Raw genomic sequence first — 23,833 nt, 5'->3', positions numbered from 1 at the left:
GTATAATCCCGCTCCTTTTGTCTATTTTTTCTTCGGAAGCATTATGAGCGCCATTTCCCTGATCCAGCCGGATCGTGACCTCTTCTCCTGGCCCCAGTACTGGGCGGCCTGCTTTGGACCGGCGCCGTTCCTGCCGATGTCCCGGGAAGAGATGGACCAACTTGGCTGGGACAGCTGCGATATCATTCTGGTCACAGGCGATGCCTATGTTGACCATCCGAGTTTCGGCATGGCCATCTGCGGCCGTATGCTCGAAGCGCAGGGCTTCCGTGTGGGGATCATCTCCCAGCCTGACTGGAACAGCAAAGACGACTTTATGCGTCTGGGTAAACCGAACCTGTTCTTCGGCGTGACCGCGGGCAACATGGATTCGATGATCAACCGCTATACCGCCGACCGTAAGCTGCGCCATGACGATGCCTATACGCCGGATAACGTGGCGGGCAAACGTCCGGACCGCGCTACCCTCGTCTACACCCAGCGCTGTAAAGAAGCCTGGAAAGACGTGCCGGTGATCCTGGGTGGCATTGAGGCGAGTCTGCGCCGCACCGCGCATTACGACTACTGGTCAGATACCGTTCGCCGCTCGGTGCTGGTGGATTCCAAAGCCGATATGCTGATTTACGGCAACGGTGAACGTCCGCTGGTGGAAGTGGCGCATCGTCTCTCGCAGGGTGAACCGGTGAGCAGCATCCGCGACGTGCGCAATACCGCCATCATGGTGAAAGAGGCGCTGCCGGGCTGGAGCGGGGTGGATTCCCGCATCATTGATATGCCGGGCAAAATCGATCCTATCCCACACCCGTACGGCGAAGATTTGCCGTGTGCGGATAATAAACCGGTTGAGCCAAAGAAAGCGGAAGCAAAGGCGATTGTCGTGCAGCCGCCGCGCCCGAAACCGTGGGAAAAAACCTACGTGCTGCTGCCGTCTTACGAGAAGGTGAAGGCTGACAAAGTTCTCTACGCCCATGCGTCCCGTATTTTGCACCACGAAACCAACCCGGGCTGTGCCCGCGCGTTAATGCAGAAGCACGGCGAGCGCTTTATCTGGATCAACCCGCCAGCGATCCCGCTCTCCACCGAAGAGATGGACAGCGTCTTTGCGCTGCCGTACAAGCGCGTGCCGCATCCGGCGTACGGCAACGCCCGTATCCCGGCGTATGAGATGATCCGTTTCTCGATCAACATCATGCGCGGCTGCTTCGGCGGGTGTTCATTTACTCTTGTTTTTATGTATTTAGAGTTAAACTCTACTTTTCTATTTTTAGAATTCAAGCTATTCATCGTAATTGAGAGATATCCTTTTAATGTTCAGCAAGCCTGTTAAAAGCACTTTATCTGAACCGCGTTTTGCCTAAATCCTGCTCAATATATACTCTCCCTGAGTTCTGAAATCCTCAAATTCCCCAATCTTAAAGCATTGATACATAGATGATGTCAGATAATGCGCAATCATCTCACCGCCAATATGGATCCGTTCCGGGTGTGGGTATGTCGCCTGTATAGCCCTTTGTTCATTCATCATTACAGGAATTGTCTGCAACAAATCCCCATCCAAGATTTGGCACTCAGGTTTTACTCCTGTTCCGTATTGTAATTGCTCTGATTCGAAATCATGGACTGAGCGATAGGCGAACGAAACGATATTTCCTGTTTCCTCGCAAATTGCGAACTGATAAACACTGGTTGTCACCGTTGAAGAAGAGGGAATTGCATGGTCATGCTTGTATTGTTTCCACAGCCTCCTTAGACAGGCCGATGTATGATAATTGAGATTTTGTATACCTGATACGACCATTCTGGTTGATGCTTCAAGCAACCAGGTGTTAGAAAATCCACCTGCCCCCGTTCCTGCTATGATGGTTCTTAGCTGGGGGATGTAACCTGCTTTGGAAACAAAAGATAACGGCTCCCCATTATCGGTGACGGCAAGGGTATCTGTTACAATCAGTGCTTGTGCTTCGTCTGTATAAAATATCAGTGATGACATATTTTCCTCATCCAGAAAAGACATTACATGAATCACAGAACAGGTCACTACAACCACGTGAAAGGGAGTCAGACCATTTTCCAGAGGTAAATATATTCTTGTGTTTGGACGCGTTGCGGTTCTCTGTAAAAAATATATAGCACAAACAAAAGTCCCCGCAGGGATAAATATAGTTATATGCGCTTTTTCTGCTGGCTTTTACAATTGAAAGTGACAGGTAAACGAAATGTGTTACAGGTTTCTTTTGCTTTTCGTTGGGTTCTGTATATGCGAATTTACCCTGTGTGTTATTTTTGCAATGGACTCAGGCTGTATTCAATCAATTAAGGTTTACTTCTGGCATTAAGATGTATCCGTTGCCTGTTTTTTAAGGGCACGGTTTGTGCCGGGAAATGAAAATCACATCTTAAGTTCTTCACTCAAAGGATTTGTGATGTTTATCACGTATGGTCCGGGTAACGTGTTGAGGTCAATGTATTGCATCGTGATGGTGTCGTTACATCTTTTACTTTCCTCCTGATTTGCATATTCACTCCCGGCAACCTGGTTGTTTGTTTTTTCTTCTTCCGGATTTATAGTGTAGGCATGAGGTGGCGTTTCAGGGCGACAGACTGTGAGGATAATCACTAACATTCATGCGCGTTATGGGCGTGTCAGCAAACTGGATGCAACAGAGCCGAAACTGAAATTTGAACCCGGATTTCTGTATGCTGAAATACCTTATATTAGCGGCATCCAGAATCGAAAACTGAGCCGATATGTACACTTTTATCTTATGGATAAAGCTATCCTGCAGGCCAGGGATTTAAAGCCTTTAGCCCGGGCATTTTTACGCTGGATAAGGTGGCTGGAGGATAACGGACTTGACCCTTTCACCCCGGGAACGTTGAAATACCAAAGCCCTACATATGGCTTCAGGGAGTATCTTCTGGGGGCCGTAAGGCAGGGGCGCATCGCCTCATCCACCGCGGCGGTGTACATCAGCGTTATCCGACGGTTTTACGTATTTCTGGGCAAGTGTGGTGAGCTGGCTGCCAGCTCATTTTTTACGTTGGTCGAAAAAGTCGTTGACGGGCGACGCAAGGTGATAAGTTCGGATCTTGCCATCAGGATAACCAGCACAACAAAAAGGACAATCAACCCACTGAATGATGCAGAGGTTCATATCCTGGATGAGGCACTGAAATCTGAGTCCGGGTTGTTCAGTTTAATGATTGTGCTGATGAAAAATTGTGGGCTACGGCTGGATGAAATGCTGACCCTGCCGTCGTCACTCTTTACTGAAGAGTACCTTGCCAGTGTCCCTGTATCTGAGTTGACCATCAGGGGGCTTCATATTGGTCCGAGATGCGGAGTTCATACGAAGTTTGGGATGACGCGAGAACTCTTCATCACCAGACGATTGTACGAGCAGGTTCTGGATTATCTGGCGGATGAGGAGTATGAAAAGAAGATCCAAAAATGGCGTGCACGACAGGGTGGGGAAGGGCGGCACGAGCCTTTATTTTTAATGGCAAACGGGAAACGGATGTCTGAAAAAGCCTTTTACTCCCGCTGGTACAGTTTTCGCCATCGCCTGGCCCGGTCTGCTCCGGGAAATGTGTTCAGACATAAACCCCATGATTTGCGGGCAACGTTTGCGACCCATTTTTTACGCTCGGCACTGAGTTGCTATCCCGATCAGGCCGCAAATGCGCTGGGTACAGTAAAATACTGGATGGGCCATAAAAGCGAAAATACGACGATGAAATACATCGTCTTTCTTCAGCAAAACCAGATTTCTGATGCAGTCGCCGGGGTCATGGACGCATTGATTGACGGTGCTGCAGGTCGCGATGGAGCCATATATGAGCCGGAGTGAAACGCAGATAACGTGGATGGCCGAAAATGTGCTGTCATGGGAGACGGTCAGCGGACACATCACTCAGCGGGATCTGAACCGATATTATTTACTTGACGTTTATCTTCAGGCTCATTTTTCAGATTATGTGTTGCTCCCCGGATGGTTTAGTGAACATTCGCATCTTGCCCGCCCTGAAAAACGCGATTTTATTGCCTCTCTGAAACGATTTCTTCTGTCTTACCGTCCCGCCGGAAGGTTAACCATTTTCCGTTATCTCAATATGTTTTTTATATGGCAGTCAGTCAATCAGTATGACTATGGCACGGCTGAAGGCGTTGAAATGTATATTAAACATCTCATGAACGATATTCGTCGGCGAAAAATTTCAGTCAGGATGGCAAGACACTACTTGTCCGTGGTCAACCGGTTTTTGCTTACGGGCGGGCAGATTCAGAGGCGGTATGAATATGAATTCTTACCGAAAGGAACGTATCAGCAGCAGGGAAGGGATAGCTATACCAGGAATGAACTTTCCGAGATCCTGAGGCAGTTGTCATCCATGAATGAGTTCCTTGCGGGATGTATCCGGGAGCATATCGCTAAATCGGAAAAAGGGGTGCGGCATTTCTCACCGTCTTTGCTGGCACCTGTTTATGAAGCGTATTTCCGGTATCCGGGAGAGAACGGGGTCAGCAGGGCAGAGATCATCATCAGGGACGTTCTGGAAAATTACTTTCTTACTTCTTTTTTTCTGTTCTGTTACCACACATGGGGAAACACCTCTCAGGTTCTGGGTCTGACGCGGGATGATATACATCTGGATGAAAAGGGTATCAGCACTGATTATGTTTATAAGGGGAGAGCGAATAAGTATATACGTCTGACGATAGGTAAATCGGAGTATGTGACCAAACGTGCGGGCTATTACTGGTTTCTGTCTTTTATCAGGCTCAGGGACGACATCGTTAACTATCTGGTTTCCGCAGATAACTTCCCTCCGGTACAGGCGCTGTTTCTGAGTGAGCCGCAGGTGAAATTCCGTAAGCTTTATTCTCTTAATCCCAGTCATCTGACTAAATTTTCTAACTCTGAGGGGGCGTGGGCCACGATGCGGCAGCTTAATCCCTCGCTTCCATCAATTACCGTTTCTGGCTTGCGCAAAACGTCTGAGCAGTATACGGACAGAACATTAAAGAATGGTCTGATTACGGCGGAAAAAGCACAGCATAACTGGGGCACTTACAGGCGGAATTATGCTGCAGGTAACCCACAGGGGGCGAAGGAAAACTTCAGTGCTGCACTTGATACGCTTATGAATCAGGGGATTGCGACACGTGCGTTATCCGAGCGGGTAAAAGTTGCTGATGAGCTGGGGATCGATCTGCGTGGAAGCGATGAGGGTGTGGATCTTTTATTGAATGGCCTGGGATGTCGATCGCAGGAGCCGCCTACAGATATTGAATTGCGCTTTATAAAAAAGCAAAAACGATTTGGCCGGACACCAAAGGCTTGTGCGGATTTTTCTCATTGTGTCGAATGTTCAAAAAGTTGCGTTGTGGAAACGCTGGAGTCTGTATGGCTCCTGCTGTCATTCAGGCATGCTATCGAGTATGGAAAACCGTTGTACATCGGTTCGGTCAATGCTGTGGAGCGTTATGAAACGTTACTCCTGAAGATTGATTTACGGCTTGGGCTGGTAGATGAGGCGACCCTGAAAAAAGCGCGCGTTAAACTTCAGCGAGAAGGTGTGGCTCCGGTATGGCAGATTTGAAGAAAAAAGAGGTAAGCCGTAGTCGAATGGCGGAGTTTCCTGCCGGAACGCCGCTTCGTTCAGGGGATGAGTTTCCGACTGAGGATATCATCTGTGAGGCACTAGAAAACAAAAGCTTTGAACGTCTGAATAACTGCCTGGTTATCGCCAGCTCAGATGAACATGATATGCGTTTTATCAATGAGGAGACGCTGAATATTTATTTCAGGGATGATGTCTGGACCAATCGCTATGTCAGAACCCATATTGGTGAAACGTTAAGAACCGTTAATTTTTCAGGCATACGGGATCCTGAACTGCGTCTTGAAGCCAAAATCATCTCAGCCAGCCTGCTCTGGATTGTCGGCAGGACCGCGAAGACGCAGTCACTGATCCGGAAATGTGCAAACATTGTGGCGGGAGCCCGTATTATTGAGTCTATGGGGTATCGCAGTCTGTTTCAGCTTCGTTTTCCGCTTGTCCGGAATGCTTTCATTGTAAAGATGAAGGAGGAGGATGAGCACGGCAGGAAGCGTTCTGAAAGAACATTACGTAATTACTTTATGGACCTGGCGGATATCTCGCTGACAGGTCATACCCGTCTTCGAAAATACGGTTACTTTCCTGATATTAGCTTCGACAGTTACAACAGTGTGGATGATTCAAACCAGACATATTGTATGCCTTTCAGTCTTATGATGTCTGTCTGGGAAGGGCTGATTACTGAACTGGATGCTGAAATCAGTGATTTCGATTTTGACGGGTTTTCCCGGCTGTGCGCTATCATAAACGGTTTTTATGATTCGCCTTACTATACGTCGATGCTGGAAGCCCGTAAAAGAGGGACAGCAAAAAGCATACCGGATTACCGGGCCGCGTATTACTACAATATTGTTGCCGGGGAAATTCGGGCGCTTTTCGCGACACTTGGCCCCGGGATGCAGGGCTGGTTCTCGGTACATAAAAATAAGCGCTGGAGATCTGATTTTATTGGCGTTGATCACATAAAGCTGAACACCTGGCATTTTGAGCTGACGTTAAAAGTCATGAATGTGATACAGGCCATGTCGGGGATGAGACACAGCGAAGTGCTTGGCGTGATGCACGGTTCACTGATTTATGATGGTGATATCCTGGGACTTCGTTCGGTGTTGCATAAGTTCGCCCCGGAAGGTGGAAGTCACGAAGACTGGGTTGTTTGTCGCTATGTGGAAAAGCCTTTTCAGCATTTACGCAGAATTAATCAAATCATGACAGGCCTGGACGGGAAGACGCTGGACAATGTTCCATTGTCTTTAAATATCAGGTCGTGGTTCTCGGAGCAAAAACTCTCTTTTATGGGGACGCAGCGCCAGACTGAGTGGGCAAAGAAATTTGTGAAAAGACACCATCTGTTCATCCGACGTGACCATATTGATGAGTTCAGGCTTTTAAATCCAAACATACGTGATGATGAACGCGTTGCGATGGAGATTCGGGAGGGGGCTTTCTGGCCATTGCGAACCCATCAGTTTCGCCGTTCACTTGCTGTACACCTCAGGCGTCTTGATCTGATTTCTACTAATGATCTTATCCGGCAGTTTAAGCACTTAATCAGAGGCATGACGGAGTGGTATATGTCCGGTGCACTCAACGCTTCGCATTTTAGCCGGGCGATCCCTCAGGCATTCGCTGCCGAGATTGAAAGGGTTGATACCGAACTCTCAGCTTCCAGGGCTGTTTCTTATCAGCATGAAGGCCTGCTTTATGGCGAAGGCGGGAAGTTACTGATGTCCCAGAGAGGTGGGCACTTACATCAGATGACGTTTCCTACACTGAAAAAAGCGATGAGCATGGCTAAACGAGGCGGGCAAAAACTGGTATCTCTTGGAAACGGTTTTTATTGCATGAATGGCCATGACTGCGAGTTTAAGGCGGTTGTTCAGTCAGCGTCCTGCAATCCGGGATGTGAGAACATGCTGGCCGGAGCTGATTCTGTTCCCGTGTGGAAACGCAGGATGGCTCATTATGACAACCTTCTGGAGATTGCCGTGCGAAATAATGCTCCTCAGGCTGACAGGGATTTTCTGATGCTTGAGAGAGATTTTTATGCAGATGCTGTCCGCTTTTTTGAAAAGGATGAATAGAGCATGACGAACGAACAGTCGGGGGTTAAAAAAACACAGGCAAGAGCAGAGCAGGCCCTGAGGGAACTGATGTTATCAGGGGAGCGTATCAGCCAGTATGCTGTGGAAAAACGAGCGGGGCTGGCAAACGGCACCCTGAATTATAACTGTCCTGAGTACAGGCAGGTCAGGGAGGCTATCCGCAGTCTGAAAAAAACGTGCCAGGGCACCGCGCCGGTTGATGAGCAGGGCATTGAGCAGCAGATCAAGCTGAAAGAAAAGTATCGCCGTCAGAGAAATGAGCTGAGGGAAGAAATCAAAAAGATGATGGCTGAAAATGTAGAGCTGTTACATAACCTTATACTTTTACAGCAGTATGTCAGGGAGCTTGAACGCAACACCGGGAGGGAGAAAGGGGACGTCATTCCGTTCTCGGGTGGTGTCAGGGACTGAGGCTATACTGAACGGAAGGACGCGAGGTGAATCGCCACGCGTTTAACAGACACCTCAGAGTCATTTAAGATGACTTAAAGAGAGGTGCCCATGAGCGGTAAGCGTTATCCTGAAGAGTTTAAAACTGAAGCAGTCAAACAGGTTGTTGATCGCGGTTATTCTGTTGCCAGCGTTGCAACACGTCTCGATATCACCACCCACAGCCTTTATGCCTGGATAAAGAAGTACGGTCCGGATTCTTCCACTAATAAAGAACAGTCAGATGCTCAGGCCGAGATCCGCCGTCTCCAGAAAGAGCTGAAACGGGTTACCGACGAACGGGACATATTAAAAAAAGCCGCGGCGTACTTCGCAAAGCTGTCCGACTGAGGTACGCCTTTATCCGTGACAACTCCTGTTGCTGGCCTGTTCGCCTGCTCTGTCGGGTGCTGGATGTTCATCCCAGTGGTTTTTACGCCTGGCTTCAGCAGCCGCATTCACAACGCCATCAGGCAGACCTGAGACTGACAGGACAGATTAAACAGTTCTGGCTGGAATCGGGATGCGTCTATGGTTATCGCAAAATCCATCTGGATCTGCGTGACAGCGGGCAACAGTGCGGAGTAAACAGAGTCTGGAGACTGATGAAACGTGTCGGAATAAAGGCTCAGGTCGGATACCGAAGCCCGCGGGCACGTAAAGGCGAGGCCAGTATCGTGTCACCCAACAGGCTCCAGCGACAGTTCAATCCGGATGCTCCTGATGAGCGTTGGGTAACGGACATAACCTACATCAGGACCCACGAAGGCTGGCTGTATCTTGCCGTTGTTGTTGATCTGTTCTCACGCAAAATTATCGGCTGGTCCATGCAATCCCGGATGACAAAGGACATTGTCCTGAACGCACTGCTGATGGCTGTATGGCGGCGTAATCCCGAAAAACAGGTGCTGGTTCATTCGGATCAGGGCAGTCAGTACACAAGCCATGAGTGGCAGTCGTTCCTGAAATCACACGGCCTGGAGGGTAGCATGAGCCGTCGCGGTAACTGCCATGATAATGCGGTTGCAGAAAGTTTTTTCCAGTTGTTGAAACGTGAACGGATAAAGAAAAAGATCTACGGAACGCGGGAAGAAGCCCGCAGTGATATTTTTGATTACATCGAAATGTTTTATAACAGTAAGCGTCGGCATGGTTCTAGCGAACAGATGTCACCGACAGAATATGAAAACCAGTATTATCAACGGCTCGGAAGTGTCTAGATTATCCGTGGCGATTCACTAGGGTTACCTAATTCACCTATGTCTACTTCTGGCACAATGCAGAAATGAGATAGATTTACTTTATCCGCTTCTCGCTCAAAGCTGTCCGTAATCCCCTGCCTGCTTAAAAAAACCGGATTAACGTGTGATGTTTTTACGTTTTCCAGGCAGCCTTCATCGGTAAGTACCTGTCTTACAGACTTCAATGCACTTAGTTAAGAAACATCCTAATCGTCCTTTCGCCGATCGCGAGATCTGTTATGGCAGCTAAACTCGATTGATACCCCAATCCGCCGGGCAGCATTTCCTTTCCGCACGCAAGAAGGAGAAGATCATGAAAGCAGTAATTTACAACGGTCCTTATGATGTAAAAGTAAAAGACGTACCGGATGCGAAAATTGTCCGCCCCACGGATGTACTCGTCCGCATCACCACCACCAACATTTGTGGGTCGGACTTGCACATGTATGAGGGCCGGACCAGCTTTGAACAGGGACGGATTCTGGGTCACGAAAACCTGGGTGAAGTGGTCGAAATTGGCTCAGGCGTTGAACGTATTAAGGTGGGCGACTATGTTTGTCTGCCGTTTAACGTGGGATGTGGTTTTTGCGAAAACTGTGAAAAAGGTCTGACCGGCTTTTGTCTCACTACCAATCCGGGTTCGGCAGGCGCAGCTTATGGTTTTGCTGAAATGGGTCCCTGGGAGGGGGGGCAGGCGGAACTGCTTCGGGTGCCATTTGCCGACTTTAACTGCCTTGTTCTTCCCCCTGATGCGGCAGAAAAAGAAGATGATTATGTGATGCTCTCTGACATTTTTCCTACCGGCTGGCATGCAACAGAACTTGCCGGATTGAAGCCTGGTGAAAGCGTGGCCATTTATGGCGCGGGGCCGGTCGGTTTGATGGCAGCTCATTCGGCGATCATTAAAGGTGCTTCACAGGTGTTTGTGGTTGATACGCACACAGACCGGTTGGCTCTGGCTGAAAAAATGGGGGCGACGGGCATCAATGCTACTGGCGATGAAGCTGTACAAAAAATTCTCGACCTGACGGATGGACGCGGTACGGATTGTGGCTGCGAATGTGTTGGCTATCAGTGCTGTAACAAACATGGCCATGAAGATAACTCTGTCACCATGAACAGTCTTGTTGCGTCGACGAAAGCAACCGGGGGAATTGGTGTGGTTGGCGTCTTTATTCCTCAGGATCCGGGGGCTGAATCGGAGCTTGCCAGAGAGGGTAAGATGCCATTTGATTTTGGGAGTTTCTGGTTTAAAGGACAGGCAATCCGTACCGGCCAGGCGAACGTTAAGGCCTATAACCGTCAGCTGTCTCGCCTCATCCATCACGATAAAGCCAGTCCGGGCAAAATAATTTCTCATCGTCTTTCGCTTGAAGAGGCTCCTGCCGGATATAAGCACTTCGATGAGCGGGATGAAGGATGGACGAAGGTTATCCTTAAGCCTTAAATAGAGTTATCCGGTATGAGAAAGCAAAAACCGGGAAAGAATGTATGACTTTTGACAGGGTGCAATAAAATATCCTGTCAGGGCGTTATTATTCATACTTTCAGCTGCCAGGTGATGCTGCCAACTTACTGATTTAGTGTATGATGGTGTTTTTGAGGTGCTCCAGTGGCTTCTGTTTCTATCAGCTGTCCCTCCTGTTCAGCTACTGACGGGGTGGTGCGTAACGGCAAAAGCACCGCCGGACATCAGCGCTATCTCTGCTCTCACTGCCGTAAAACATGGCAACTGCAGTTCACTTACACCGCTTCTCAACCCGGTACGCACCAGAAAATCATTGATATGGCCATGAATGGCGTTGGATGCCGGGCAACCGCCCGCATTATGGGCGTTGGCCTCAACACGATTTTACGTCACTTAAAAAACTCAGGCCGCAGTCGGTAACCTCGCGCATACAGCCGGGCAGTGACGTCATCGTCTGCGCGGAAATGGACGAACAGTGGGGATACGTCGGGGCTAAATCGCGCCAGCGCTGGCTGTTTTACGCGTATGACAGGCTCCGGAAGACGGTTTGCGCACGTATTCGGTGAACGCACTATGGCGACGCTGGGGCGTCTTATGAGCCTGCTGTCACCCTTTGACGTGGTGATATGGATGACGGATGGCTGGCCGCTGTATGAATCCCGCCTGAAGGGAAAGCTGCACGTAATCAGCAAGCGATATACGCAGCGAATTGAGCGGCATAACCTGAATCTGAGGCAGCACCTGGCACGGCTGGGACGGAAGTCGCTGTCGCTCACAAAATCGGTGGAGCTGCATGACAAAGTCATCGGGCATTATCTGAACATAAAACACTATCAATAAGTTGGAGTCATTACCCTTTTTTCAACTTCTGATGGATGCGAGTGATTGAACTCATACATTAATGTTTTCCCACGAAGTCTTTTTTCAGGTAAGCCTTCGCACATATCGGTAAATAGCTTGCCTGCTTTTATTTTTTCTGTCATCGACATGTTCATTTTTAACATTCCGTCCTGATAAGTTGGTCGGATAAGGCGCTCGCGCCGTATCCGACATTAATTTCTTAAGCGACTTCATTCACCTGGCGACGCAGCAGAGAAAGTGGGCCGGGGCCGCTAAGCGTGAACACGGAAATTAAGGTGAAGCCCAGCGCCACCAGACCCAGCACCAGGTAAGCGCCCTGGAAACCGATGCTTTCATACATATTGCCTGCCAGAATAGACATAAAAATCATCGCCAGTTGCTTAAAGAAGCAGAAACAGACCAGATAAATCGTCGCTGAAAAACGCACTTCAAACTGGCTGGTAATATATTTAAAGCAGCCCACCAGCAGGAACGGTACTTCAAACATATGCAGCGTTTTCAGAATAACCACTTCCAGTGCTGAGGTAGCGAACGATGAGCCAATAATACGTACTGACATAATAGTGCCAGCCAGCAGCAGGGCGTTTTTCCCACCGATGCGATTAATGATCAGTGGCGCAAAAAACATAATCGAGGCGTTAAGTAATTCGCCCATTGTCGTTACGTAGCCAAATACCCGCGTACCCTGTTCACCGGTAGCAAAGAACGAAGTAAAGAAATTAGCAAACTGTTGGTCAAAAACATCGTAGGTGCAGGAAACGCCAATAACATACAGTGACAAAAACCACAGTTTTGGCTGTCTGAACAGTTCCAGCGCCAGCTTAAGGCTAAATGCCGAATGGTTGGCACCTACCGCATTGGCAACCGTGGCAGAAGAGGGCGCATCCGTTTTGGCGAAAAAGAGTAAAACGGCGAGGATGAATGCACAGCCAGAACCCAGCCAGAAAACAAACTGATTATTGATGGTGAACATGATGCCGACAATCGAGGCACACAGCGCCCAGCCAACACAGCCAAACATCCGCGCGCGACCATATTCGAAATTACTGCGACGGCTGACTTTCTCGATAAATGCCTCTACTGCTGGCGCACCGGCGTTAAAACAAAAGCCTAGATAAATACCACCAACAATCGATCCTACTAAAATGTTGTATTGTAACAGTGGCCCGAAGATAAAAATAAAGAACGGCGCAAACATCACTAACATGCCGGTAATAATCCACAGCAGGTATTTGCGCAGCCCGAGTTTGTCAGAAAGCAGACCAAACAGCGGTTGGAATAATAGCGAGAACAGAGAAATAGCGGCAAAAATAATACCCGTATCACTTTTGCTGATATGGTTGATGTCATGTAGCCAAATCGGGAAAAACGGGAAGTAGGCTCCCATGATAAAAAAGTAAAAGAAAAAGAATAAACCGAACATCCAAAAGTTTGTGTTTTTTAAATAGTACATAATGGATTTCCTTACGCGAAATACGGGCAGACATGGCCTGCCCGGTTATTATTATTTTTGACACCAGAGCAACTGGTAATGGTAGCTACCGGCGCTAAGGTGGAATTCCGCCGACACTGACGGGCTCCAGGAGTCGTCGCCACCAATCCCCATATGGAAACCGTCGATATTCAGCCATGTGCCTTCTTCCGCGTGCAGCAGATGGCGATGGCTGGTTTCCATCAGTTGCTGTTGACTGTAGCGGCTGATGTTGAACTGGAAGTCGCCGCGCCACTGGTGTGGGCCATAATTCAATTCGCGCGTCCCGCAGCGCAGACCGTTTTCGCTCGGGAAGACGTACGGGGTATACATGTCTGACAATGGCAGATCCCAGCGGTCAAAACAGGCCGCAGTAAGGCGGTCGGGATAGTTTTCTTGCGGCCCTAATCCGAGCCAGTTTACCCGCTCTGCTACCTGCGCCAGCTGGCAGGTCAGGCCAATCCGCGCCGGATGTGGCGTATTGCTCGCCACTTCAACATCAACGGTAATCGCCATTTGACCACTTCCATCAATCCGGTAGGTTTTCCGGCTGATAAATAAGGTTTTCCCCTGATGCTGCCACGCGTGGACCGTGGTAATCAGCACCGCGTCGGCAAGCGTATCTGCCGTGCACTGCAACAACGCTGCTTCGGCCTGGTAATGGCCCGCCGCCTTCCAGCGTTCGACCCAGGCGTTAGGGTCAATGCGGGTCGCTTCACTTACGCCAATGTCGTTATCCAGCGGTGCGCGGGTGAACTGATCGCGCAGCGGCGTCAGCAGTTGTTTTTTATCGCCAATCCACATCTGTGAAAGAAAGCCTGACTGGCGGTTAAATTGCCAACGCTTATTATCCAGCTCGATGCAAAAATCCGTTTCGCTGGTGGTCAGTTGCGGGATGGCGTGGGGCGCGGAGGGGAGTGTCACGCTGAGGTTTTCCGCCAGACGCCACTGCTGCCAGGCGCTGATGTGTCCGGCTGCTGACCATGTGGTCGCGTTCGGTTGCACTACGTGAACCGTTAGCCAGAGTTGTCCGGCGCTCTCCGGCTGCGGTAGTTCAGGCAGTTCAATCAACTGTTTACCTTGTGGAGCGACATCCAGAGGCACTTCACCGCTTGCCAGCGGCTTGCCATCCAGCGCCACCATCCAGTGCAGGAGCTCGTTATCGCTATGACGGAACAGGTATTCGCTGGTCACTTCGATGGTTCGCCCGGATAAACTGAACTGGAAAAACTGCTGCTGGTGTTTTGCTTCCGTCAGCGCCGGATGCGGCGTGCGGTCTGCAAAGACCAGACCGTTCATGCAGAACTGGCGATCATTCGGCGTATCGCCAAAATCACCGCCGTAAGCCGACCACGGATTGCCATTTTCATCATATTTAATCAGCGACTGATCCACCCAGTCCCAGACGAAGCCGCCCTGTAAACGGGGGTACTGACGAAACGCCTGCCAGTATTTAGCGAAGCCGCCAAGACTGTTACCCATCGCGTGGGCGTATTCGCAAAGGATCAGCGGGCGCGTCTCTCCAGGCAACGAAAGCCATTTTTTGATGGACCATTTCGGCACAGCCGGGAAGGGCTGGTCTTCATCCACGCGCGCGTACATCGGGCAAATAATATCGGTTGCGAAGGTGTCGGCTCCGCCGCCTTCATACTGTACCGGGCGGGAAGGATCGACAGATTTGATCCAGCGATAGAGTGCGTCGTGATTAGCGCCGTGGCCTGATTCATTCCCCAGCGACCAGATGATCACACTCGGGTGATTACGATCGCGCTGCACCATTCGCGTTACGCGTTCGCTCATCGCGGGTAGCCAGCGCGGATCATCGGTCAGACGATTCATTGGCACCATGCCGTGGGTTTCAATGTTGGCTTCATCCACCACATACAGGCCGTAGTGGTCGCACAGCGTGTACCACAGCGGATGGTTCGGATAATGCGAACAGCGCACGGCGTTAAAGTTGTTCTGCTTCATCAGCAGGATATCCTGCACCATCGTCTGCTCATCCATGACCTGACCATGCAGAGGATGATGCTCGTGACGGTTAACGCCGCGAATCAGCAACGGCTTGCCGTTCAGCAGCAGCAGACCATTTTCAATCCGCACCTCGCGGAAACCGACATCGCAGGCTTCTGCTTCAATCAGCGTGCCGTCGGCGGTGTGCAGTTCAACCACCGCACGATAGAGATTCGGGATTTCGGCGCTCCACAGTTTCGGGTTTTCGACGTTCAGACGTAGGGTGACGTGATCGGCATAACCACCACGCTCATCGATAATTTCACCGCCGAAAGGCGCGGTGCCGCTGGCGACCTGCGTTTCACCCTGCCACAAAGAAACCGTCACCCGCAGCTCATCGCGCAGCTCGCCGTACATCTGAACGTCTGCCTCCAGTACAGCGCGGCTGAAATCATCATTAAAGTGAGTGGCTACATGGAAATCGCTGATTTGCGTGCTCGGTTTATGCAGCAACGAGACGTCACGGAAAATGCCGCTCATCCGCCACATATCCTGATCTTCCAGATAACTGCCGTCACTCCAGCGCAGCACCATCACCGCGAGGCGGTTTTCTCCGGCGTGTAAAAATGCGCTCAGGTCAAATTCAGACGGCAAACGACTGTCCTGTCCGTAACCGACCCAGCGCCCGTTGCACCACAAATGAAACGCCGAGTTAACACCATCAAAAATAATTCGCGTCTGGCCTTCCTGTAGCCAGCTTTCATCAACATTAAATGTGAGCGAGTAACAACCCGTCGGATTCTCCGTGGGAACATACGGCGGATTGACCGCAATGGGATAGGTCACGTTGGTGTAGATAGGCGCATCGTAACCGTGCATCTGCCAGTTTGAGGGGACGATGACAGTATCGGCGTCAGGAAGATCGCGCTCCAGCCAGCTTTCTGGTACCGCTTCTGGTGCCGGAAACCAGGCAAAGCGCCATTCACCATTCAGGCTGCGCGACTCTTGGGAAGGGCGATCGGTGCGAGCCTCTTCGCTATTACGCCAGCTGGCGAAAGGGGGATGTGCCGCAAGGCGATTAAGTTGGGTAACGCCAGGGTTTTCCCAGTCACGACGTTGTAATACGACGGCCAGTGAATCCGTAATCATTGTCATAGTTGTATCCTGCGTGAATTGTTATCCGCTCACATTTTCGCATAACATACGAGCCGGACACATAGAGTGTAAAGCCTGGGGTGCCTAATGAGTGAGCTGACTCACATTAATTGCGTTGCGCTCACTGCCCGCTTTCAAGTCGGGAAACTTGTCGTGCCAGCTGCATTAAGGAATCTGCCAACGTGCGGGGAGAGGTGGTTTGCGTATTGGGCGCCAGGGTGGTTTTTCTTTTCACCAGTGAGACGGGCAACAGCTGATTGCTCTTCACCGCCTGGCCCTGAGAGAGTTTCAGCAAGCGGTCCACGCTGGTTTGCCCCAGCAGGCGAAAATCCTGTTTGATGGTGGTTAACGGCGGGATATAACACGAGCTGTCTTCGGTATCGTCGTATCCCACTACCGAGATATCCGCACCAACGCGCAACCCGGACTCGGTAATGGCGCGCATTGCGCCCAGCGCCATCTGATCGTTGGCAACCAGCATCGCAGTGGGAACGATGCCCTCATTTAGCATTTGCATGGTTTGTTGAAAACCGGACATGGCACTCCAGTCGCCTTCCCGTTCCGCTATCGGATGAATTTGATTGCGAGTGAGATATTTATGCCAGCCCGCCAGACGCAGACGCGCCGAGACAGAACTTAATGGGCCCGCTAACAGCGCGATTTGCTGGTGACCCAATGCGACCAGATGCTCCACGCCCAGTCGCGTACCGTCTTCATGGGAGAAAATAATACTGTTGATGGGAGTCTGGTCAGAGACATCAAGAAATAACGCCGGAACATTAGCGCAGGCAGCTTCCACAGCAATGGCATCCTGGTCATCCAGCGGATAGTTAATGATCAGCCCACTGACGCGTTGCGCGAGAAGATTGTGCACCGCCGCTTTACAGGCTTCGACGCCGCTTCGTTCTACCATCGACACCACCACGCTGGCACCCAGTTGATCGGCGCGAGATTTAATCGCCGCGACAATTTGCGACGGCGCGTGCAGGGCCAGACTGGAGGTAGCAACGCCAATCAGCAACGACTGTTTCCCCGCCAGTTGTTGTGCCACGCGGTTGGGAATGTAGTTCAGCTGCGCCATCGCCGCTTCCACCTTTTCCCGCGTTTTCGCAGAGACGTGGCTGGCCTGGTTCACCACGCGGGAAACGGTCTGATAAGAGACACCGGCATACTCTGCGACATCGTATAGCGTTACTGGTTTCACATTTACCACCCTGAATTGACTCTCTTCGGGTGCTATCATGCCATACCACGAAATGTTTTGCGCCATTCGGAGGGGGCACGCCGAAGTGAGATTCAAAATGCCGACGTCAGTTCACAGGTGGGTAATGATACCAACGTGTTGATTTCGTATTTTCACTGACACCAGGATCATCCTGATGTTACAAGGATTGAATGACTACAGATTAAAATAGTCATCAACAGGTTGACAGCATTACCGTTTTTTTCGTCTCATTTTTATCGTATTCGGGTGTCTGTCTGTACCATGCAGACGCTCGCTTTTTGTAATGCCAGCTAAAGAAACAGGCTTAACGTAGGATATTTAATGAGATGGTCACTCCCTCCTTCCCGGTATTATGCTGAGGACAGGCTTTCATTCGGAGAACTATCATGGAAAACATTGCGCTCATTGGTATCGATCTGGGTAAAAACTCTTTCCATATTCATTGCCAGGATCGTCGCGGGAAGGCTGTTTACCGTAAAAAATTTACCCGGCCAAAGTTGATCGAATTTTTGGCGACATGCCCCGCTACAACCATCGCAATGGAAGCCTGTGGCGGTTCTCACTTTATGGCACGCAAGTTGGAAGAGTTGGGGCATTCCCCAAAGCTGATATCACCACAATTTGTCCGCCCGTTCGTTAAAAGCAATAAAAACGACTTTGTCGACGCCGAAGCTATTTGTGAAGCTGCATCGCGTCCGTCTATGCGTTTTGTGCAGCCCAGAACGGAATCTCAGCAGGCAATGCGGGCTCTGCATCGTGTCCGTGAATCCCTGGTTCAGGATAAGGTAAAAACAACCAATCAAATGCATGCTTTTCTGCTGGAATTTGGCATTAGCGTTCCCCGAGGAGCTGCCGTTATTAGCCGACTGAGTACCATTCTTGAGGATAATAGTTTGCCTCTTTACCTCAGCCAGTTATTGCTGAAATTACAACAGCATTATCACTATCTTGTTGAGCAGATTAAAGATTTGGAATCCCAGTTGAAACGAAAGTTGGACGAAGATGAGGTTGGACAGCGCTTGCTGAGCATTCCCTGCGTCGGAACACTGACAGCGAGTACTATTTCAACTGAGATTGGCGACGGGAAGCAGTACGCCAGCAGCCGTGACTTTGCGGCGGCAACAGGGCTTGTACCTCGGCAGTACAGCACGGGAGGTAGGACGACATTGCTGGGAATTAGTAAGCGAGGTAATAAAAAGATCCGAACTTTGTTGGTTCAATGTGCCAGGGTATTCATACAAAAACTGGAACACCAGTCTGGCAAATTGGCCGATTGGGTCAGGGATTTACTGTGCCGGAAAAGCAACTTTGTCGTCACTTGTGCTCTGGCAAACAAGCTGGCCAGAATAGCCTGGGCCCTAACGGCACGACAGCAAACTTATGTAGCATAACGGCAGAAATACACCGGTTTAAAGAATTACTGATCTGGTTTTGCGAATACTGATATTGATGATACTAACGGCCCACCGGCCTGTTGAGGAACCTGTAAAACGGAAAGGCTCATTGAAGCCGTATATTTTCTGGAGGTTCATCAGGCGCGGAACTCATCAAGGCGCGGGAATAAAATCCCATTCAGACGCCGGATAGATTCAAGCAAGCCAACTTGTCGTCAAAATCGGTGTTGCAAAAACGGGAGTGACCATAGATTCCGTTTGCCAAGCGGCCCCCATATTGAATGGCTGACGGTACTGGATTTCGATGAGATAAAAATAGACCGTATTTTTATTGCCAATATTGATGACCCGGTGAAGCGAGCGCTACTTGTTTCTGTGGTGAAAGGGTTACGTGGTACTGGCAAACCACTGGTGTTTGAAGGGGTGGAAACGCCAGGACAGTTTGAATTCGTCCGTTCTCTTGGCCCCGGTTACCTAGTTCAGGGCTGGTATATCGGAAAACCCGAAACAATATCTGCGATGAATATTCAGGGTTAAAACGATACGGGGCCCGGCCCGTATCGGCAACCCGACCCGTCAGCGTATCGCTTTCTGTCTGAAGCCGGTTCAGGTCGGCTTCTATCTGCGCGATGCGGCGGGAGATTTATTCAGAACGACTGCCGAAGTTCATCCGGCGAATCTTATCCAGCTGCGCCTGCAGATGGTCTATTTCGCGCTCCCGGTCGGCCTGCTTTTCCAGCAGGGCGCGGTTCAGCGCTTCCTGTTCGGACAGGCGCTGTTTCAGCAGAAGGATGTCGTCAGGGGGAGGTGTTGTTCATAAGCCCGCATTTTACCAGGCTTATTCAACGACAACCAGGATAAAGAGGCCTACAACATGGTCAGGGACGTAAGCAGTCTTTTAGGCTACCGCCAGTCGATGCCTTCCAGAAGCATTGCCAGCTGCGCCGGGGTCAGGAACACTTTGCCATCGCGGGCAGAGGGCCAGGCGAAGCGGCCGCGTTCCAGCCGTTTGGTCAGCAGGCACAGCCCGTCGCCGGTGGACCACAGCAGTTTGACCTTACTGCCGCTGCGGCCCCGGAAGATGAAGACATGGCCGGATATCGGGTCATCTTTCAGCATCGTCTGCACCTTTGCGGCGAGACCATTGAAGCCGTTGCGCATGTCGGTGATACCGGCAACCAGCCAGATTTTGGTGCCTGTTGGCAGGTGGTTATCACTTCCTTTATCTGTCCTGTGATGATCCTTATGACTTCGCCAGACTACTTCACCACACACATGGGTCTGCCAGATACCGGTTCGGGATGGATTTCCGCTTCTACGCTGAACACCGTCTTTAGAAGCTCTGGTTTCATCACTGCTTCCGGAGCACCTTGCGCCATCACGCGACCGCTTGCCAGTACCACCAGATGATCGCAATAGCGGCTGGCCTGATTCAGATCGTGGAGTACCGTCACTACGGTTTTCCCCTGCCTTTTGAGTTCAACCATCAGGCGCATCAGTTCAACCTGATGATTGATATCGAGGTAGGTCGTAGGCTCATCAAGAAGAATGAGTGGGGTATCCTGTGCCAGCACCATCGCCAGAAACGCACGCTGGCGCTGGCCGCCGGAAAGCTGGGTTAACCTGCGGTCAGCCAGATTGCGCGTCCGGGTCTGACTCATTGCCACGTTGACCCGCTCGTTGTCTTCCGCGGAGAGTCGCCCCCACAACGACAGCCACGGGCTGCGGCCGTAGGAAACCAGTTCCCGTACAGTGATCCCCTCGGGGGATAAATGGTGTTGCGGCAGTAAAGCCAGGCGGCGAGCCAGCTGGCGGGCGGAAAAACCGGCTATGGGTTTTTCATCAAGCAATATCTCGCCAGAGTCTGGTGTTAACAGGCGAGAAAAACAGTTCAACAGCGTCGATTTCCCGCAACCGTTAGGGCCGAGCAGGGCCGTGATTTTTCCGGCAGGCAGGGCGAGAGAAAGTCCATCCAGCACGGTTTGTGCGCCATAGCTGACGGTCAGATTTTCAGTACGTAATCTCATTTATCGCATTCTCACAAGCAGCCAGACAAACCACGGTGCGCCGATAATGGCGGTCAGCACGCCTGCCGGAAGCTCCAGCGGCGGATGAATGATTCGTGCCAGCAGATCGGCAATGACCAGCAACAACGCGCCCGTCAGGGCCGAAACGGGCATCAGCCAGCGGTGACGCCCGCCGGCGATCCTGCGCACCATGTGCGGCACGACGAGACCAATAAAACTTATCGGACCACAGACGGCCACGCCGGTTGCTGTCATCGCGACAGCCAGCATCAGCCCCTGGAACCGGGTGCGCTGAACCGACACGCCGAGCGTGGCTGCTCGTGCATCGCCCAGCGCCAGCAGGTCGAGATCGCGACAAAAGCGCAGGCTCAGCGGCAAAAACAGAATGAGCAACGGCACGGCAATCTTCACAAAGTGCCAGTCGCGCCCCCATAAGCTACCCGTCAGCCACAGCAGGGCACTGTTTACATCCTGCGGGTGCAGGAGCATCAGGTAATCCGTCAGGCTCGCCCAGCAGGCGGAAAGCGCCACGCCGGTGAGCGCCAGCTTCATCGGCTGGTGGGTCTTTGCCAGCATCTTCAGCAAGATCAACCCCGCCATACCGCCCGCAAAGGCCAGCAGCGGCAGCACCATCACGGATAGTGATGGCATAAGAAGCAGTGCTCCCACAGAGGCAAGGCTGGCGGCATGGTTAATGCCGAGAATATCCGGTGATGCTAGCGGGTTACGCACAATCCCCTGTACCAGCACGCCCGCCACGGCGAGGGCTGCACCGACAAACAGTGCCAGCAGCAAGCGCGGCAGTCGGTACTCCATCAATACATAATAATGCTCGCGTCCGTCCTGCCAGTCGGTCAGCAGCGCGCGCCACGGCACGGGGATCACCCCCATATGGAGTGATAACAGCGCACAACCTGCCAGGGCAAGGGTGATGAAAATGACCAGCGCAATTTTCATCCTCGCCTCCTCACCAGCCAGACAAAGCAAGGACTGCCAATCAGCGCCAGCACTGCGCCTGCGGGCAGATCGCCGGGGAAGGCCAGCGCGCGTGCGAGTACATCTGCCATCAGCATCAGCGTGGCCCCCAGCAGCATGCTCACCGGCAGTACGTTGCGCTGATCGAAGCCTGCCCAGAAGCGCGCCAGATGTGGCACCAGCAGGCCGATAAACGCCACCGGACCTGCCACACTGACGCACGCGCCAACCAGAAGCAGCACTAACATATTGATGATCAAACGTAGTCTCGGCAGGTTCACTCCCAGCGTATGGGCGGTACTGTCGCTGACGTTGAGCAGGTTCAGTTGATTCGCCAGCAGCAACACGACAGGGACTGCAGTGACCACCACCGGCAAGAGCTGCCAGACATCCTGCCAGTGGGCGTGGGACACTCCGCCTGCCAGCCAGTAAAAGATGCCGTAAGCATGATCTTCGGCCAGCAGCAGGGTGATGCGGGTCAGGGCCATACAAAAGGCCGACAGCGCGATACCCGCGAGGATCAGTTTGTTTCTGTCCTGGGTATGACGAAACCCGCCTCCTGCGGTCATGACCAGCAGCCAGCTCACGCCGCCCCCGCATGCCGCGATGAACGACAGGGAATAGCCTGCAACCGGCGTCGGACTCAGCGCGCTGGTAAGCGCCATAGCCAGCGCCGCGCCGCTGTTAATGCCGAGCAGTGAAGGAGAGGCCATTGGGTTGTGGGTCAGGGTTTGCAGCAGCGTGCCCGCGAGCGCCAGGCTTGCGCCGATCAGAACGGCGACCAGGCTTCGCGGCAAACGAAGGTTTTGCACCAGCGCTTCTGGTAGCGTTGGCGTGTGTCCAGGCAGCAGGGCGCGGATTGCGTCTGCTCCGGAAACAGGAATGGCCGAGTAGCAAAACAGACTCAGCCAGAAAATAATAATAAGTACTGCAACGGGAAGCCCCCACAGCAGCACCGGGTGTTTTAGCGCGGTCATTTCACATCGGTAAGCGGCTGATGGTGGAAGATTTTTACCGTGTCAGCGGCAATACGCTCTGCGGCAAAAATACCGCGCATCCGCGCCCAGGCGTTACTGTCGACTGAAGCAACCTGCTGCTTCTGCGCGGCGGTTAATATCTGCCAGAGCGGATCTTGTTGCCAGCGTTTAACAATGCTCTCTTCGCGATAGTGGGCAACCAGCAGCCAGGCAGGATTGACCGCCAGCAGTTGCTCCAGGCCGATGGACGGCATGGACGCGCCCGCCATCGCAGCGGGAACGTTCAGCCCCAGAGAAGCCAGCACGCTGCCGGTCCAGGTCTCCTGGGTATGCAGGTTGAATAGCTGTTCGCGTGATGTGCCAAAGGCCACGCGTGTCCCTGTGGGAAGCTGGCTGGACCACTGCGCCATCTTCTCTTTATGTTGTTCCAGACGCGCCTGCATCTCTCGTTTTTTACCTACCACTTCGCCGATGATAGCCGCTGAGTGCAAATTTTCAGCGTAGGTTTCGTTGCGGGACTTAAGCAGCAGTACCGGCGCGATTTGCTGCAAGGCAGTGTAAATCCCCGCATGGCGACTGCTGTCGGCAATGATCAGGTCTGGTTTCAGGGCAGCAATGGCTTCCAGGCTCGGCTGCGCGCGCGTTCCGACGGACTGCCACGGTTTCAGGTGCGCACGCACTTCGGGCAGGATGCGTTTTGCATCGTTATCGTCGGCAATACCGATCGGGCTGACGTCCACGGCGGCCAGCGCATCGGCGAACGAGAGTTCCAGCACCACAATCCGTTGTGGCGTTTTATCGAGTGTAAACGTGCCGTGTTCGTCCTGAACCGTGGCGGCAAAGGCGTGGCCGATCACCAGCAGCAGGCCTGCAAAAAGAAAACGGATAAATGCCAACATAGTCACATTCCAGCTAAAAGCCCGGCAA

Annotated in this window: 18 protein-coding genes and 4 pseudogenes; 11 read left to right on the top strand and 11 right to left on the bottom strand. The window is 51.7% G+C overall.

Annotation, left to right across the window (positions count from 1 at the left end):
* Positions 1-43 precede the first annotated feature (43 nt).
* Positions 44-1,219: pseudogene (locus tag L383_RS09095) on the top strand (YgiQ family radical SAM protein); the annotation flags it as partial.
* A gap of 135 nt (positions 1,220-1,354) precedes the next feature.
* Here L383_RS09095 and L383_RS09100 read toward each other — a convergent pair.
* Positions 1,355-1,990: a hypothetical protein gene (locus L383_RS09100; RefSeq protein ID WP_012477419.1), complete on the bottom strand. Its 636-nt coding sequence runs from the start codon at positions 1,988-1,990 to the stop codon at positions 1,355-1,357.
* 613 nt (positions 1,991-2,603) lie between these two features.
* Here L383_RS09100 and L383_RS09105 point away from each other — a divergent pair.
* The 8 genes and pseudogenes from L383_RS09105 to L383_RS26555 all read left to right on the top strand — a co-directional run bounded on the left by L383_RS09105 (position 2,604) and on the right by L383_RS26555 (position 11,708).
* Entirely contained in the window at positions 2,604-3,851 is a 1,248-nt protein-coding gene (locus L383_RS09105; protein WP_007897923.1) for a tyrosine-type recombinase/integrase, read from the top strand.
* On the top strand, positions 3,838-5,604 hold the full coding sequence (locus tag L383_RS09110) for a hypothetical protein (RefSeq protein WP_007897920.1): 1,767 nt from the start codon (positions 3,838-3,840) through the stop codon (positions 5,602-5,604). Before L383_RS09105 ends, L383_RS09110 begins: the two co-directional genes overlap by 14 nt.
* Positions 5,592-7,709 carry a hypothetical protein gene (locus L383_RS09115; protein ID WP_017384059.1) on the top strand — a complete coding sequence of 706 codons (2,118 nt, stop codon included), beginning with the start codon at positions 5,592-5,594 and terminating at the stop codon, positions 7,707-7,709. The genes L383_RS09110 and L383_RS09115 overlap by 13 nt, the downstream gene beginning before the upstream one ends.
* Positions 7,710-7,712: 3 nt before the next feature.
* Entirely contained in the window at positions 7,713-8,141 is a 429-nt protein-coding gene (locus tag L383_RS09120; RefSeq protein ID WP_017384060.1) for a hypothetical protein, read from the top strand.
* 90 nt (positions 8,142-8,231) lie between these two features.
* Positions 8,232-9,379, top strand: a protein-coding gene (locus L383_RS0124135) for an IS3 family transposase (RefSeq protein ID WP_085949497.1) whose coding sequence is annotated in 2 segments (ribosomal slippage) — positions 8,232-8,469 and positions 8,469-9,379 — 1,149 coding nt in all. Because the reading frame shifts where the segments join, the coding sequence is not laid out codon by codon here.
* A 334-nt stretch (positions 9,380-9,713) separates the two neighbouring features.
* Positions 9,714-10,847, top strand: coding sequence for a glutathione-independent formaldehyde dehydrogenase (locus tag L383_RS09130; protein WP_017384068.1), 1,134 nt, complete (start codon positions 9,714-9,716; stop codon positions 10,845-10,847).
* Positions 10,848-11,012: 165 nt separating this feature from the next.
* Positions 11,013-11,288, top strand: a complete 276-nt coding sequence (locus L383_RS26400; RefSeq protein ID WP_000179213.1) for an IS1-like element transposase — start codon at positions 11,013-11,015, stop codon at positions 11,286-11,288.
* Positions 11,207-11,708 (top strand): annotated as a pseudogene (locus L383_RS26555) (IS1 family transposase). Before L383_RS26400 ends, L383_RS26555 begins: the two are co-directional and overlap by 82 nt.
* A 14-nt stretch (positions 11,709-11,722) precedes the next feature.
* Here the strand turns inward: L383_RS26555 and L383_RS0124130 are convergent.
* The 4 genes and pseudogenes from L383_RS0124130 to lacI all read right to left on the bottom strand — a co-directional run.
* Positions 11,723-11,863: pseudogene (locus L383_RS0124130) on the bottom strand (maltose acetyltransferase domain-containing protein); the annotation flags it as partial.
* 65 nt (positions 11,864-11,928) lie between these two features.
* Positions 11,929-13,182, bottom strand: coding sequence for a lactose permease (lacY, locus tag L383_RS09145; RefSeq protein WP_003846917.1), 1,254 nt, complete (start codon positions 13,180-13,182; stop codon positions 11,929-11,931).
* A 51-nt stretch (positions 13,183-13,233) separates the two neighbouring features.
* Positions 13,234-16,308, bottom strand: coding sequence for a beta-galactosidase (lacZ, locus tag L383_RS09150; RefSeq protein WP_007894989.1), 3,075 nt, complete (start codon positions 16,306-16,308; stop codon positions 13,234-13,236).
* A 121-nt stretch (positions 16,309-16,429) separates the two neighbouring features.
* Positions 16,430-17,512, bottom strand: coding sequence for a DNA-binding transcriptional repressor LacI (lacI, locus tag L383_RS09155; protein ID WP_007851507.1), 1,083 nt, complete (start codon positions 17,510-17,512; stop codon positions 16,430-16,432).
* Between the two features lie 407 nt (positions 17,513-17,919).
* On the opposite strand from lacI, the gene L383_RS09160 reads away from it, so the two are divergent.
* Both L383_RS09160 and L383_RS0124125 read left to right on the top strand, forming a co-directional pair.
* Positions 17,920-18,924 (top strand): IS110-like element IS4321 family transposase, encoded by a 1,005-nt coding sequence (locus L383_RS09160; protein WP_000427623.1) that lies wholly within the window; start codon positions 17,920-17,922, stop codon positions 18,922-18,924.
* A 261-nt stretch (positions 18,925-19,185) separates the two neighbouring features.
* Positions 19,186-19,464 carry an EAL domain-containing protein gene (locus L383_RS0124125; protein WP_074146981.1) on the top strand — a complete coding sequence of 93 codons (279 nt, stop codon included), beginning with the start codon at positions 19,186-19,188 and terminating at the stop codon, positions 19,462-19,464.
* A gap of 22 nt (positions 19,465-19,486) precedes the next feature.
* Here L383_RS0124125 and L383_RS25170 read toward each other — a convergent pair.
* The 6 genes and pseudogenes from L383_RS25170 to fecB form a co-directional block, all read right to left on the bottom strand.
* Positions 19,487-19,745: pseudogene (locus L383_RS25170) on the bottom strand (IS66 family transposase); the annotation flags it as partial.
* A gap of 85 nt (positions 19,746-19,830) precedes the next feature.
* Positions 19,831-20,133 carry an IS66 family insertion sequence element accessory protein TnpB gene (tnpB, locus tag L383_RS0124120; RefSeq protein ID WP_369796274.1) on the bottom strand — a complete coding sequence of 101 codons (303 nt, stop codon included), beginning with the start codon at positions 20,131-20,133 and terminating at the stop codon, positions 19,831-19,833.
* Positions 20,134-20,186: 53 nt separating this feature from the next.
* Complete coding sequence (gene fecE, locus L383_RS09165; protein ID WP_004152282.1) at positions 20,187-20,954, bottom strand: Fe(3+) dicitrate ABC transporter ATP-binding protein FecE; 768 nt, start codon at positions 20,952-20,954, stop codon at positions 20,187-20,189.
* A complete protein-coding gene (gene fecD / locus L383_RS09170) occupies positions 20,955-21,911 on the bottom strand; it encodes a Fe(3+) dicitrate ABC transporter permease subunit FecD (protein ID WP_004118246.1) in 957 nt (318 codons plus the stop codon).
* A complete protein-coding gene (gene fecC, locus L383_RS09175) occupies positions 21,908-22,906 on the bottom strand; it encodes an iron-dicitrate ABC transporter permease FecC (RefSeq protein WP_004118243.1) in 999 nt (332 codons plus the stop codon). The genes fecD and fecC overlap by 4 nt, the downstream gene beginning before the upstream one ends.
* Positions 22,903-23,805: a Fe(3+) dicitrate ABC transporter substrate-binding protein FecB gene (gene fecB, locus L383_RS09180; RefSeq protein ID WP_007898890.1), complete on the bottom strand. Its 903-nt coding sequence runs from the start codon at positions 23,803-23,805 to the stop codon at positions 22,903-22,905. Before fecB ends, fecC begins: the two co-directional genes overlap by 4 nt.
* Positions 23,806-23,833 lie beyond the last annotated feature (28 nt).

The sequence above is a fragment of the Enterobacter sp. MGH 37 genome (assembly GCF_000534515.1).
In the GTDB taxonomy this organism is placed as follows: domain Bacteria; phylum Pseudomonadota; class Gammaproteobacteria; order Enterobacterales; family Enterobacteriaceae; genus Enterobacter; species Enterobacter kobei.
Note: the sequence above shows the minus strand (reverse complement) of the source record. Positions and strands in the feature narration are given on the sequence as shown.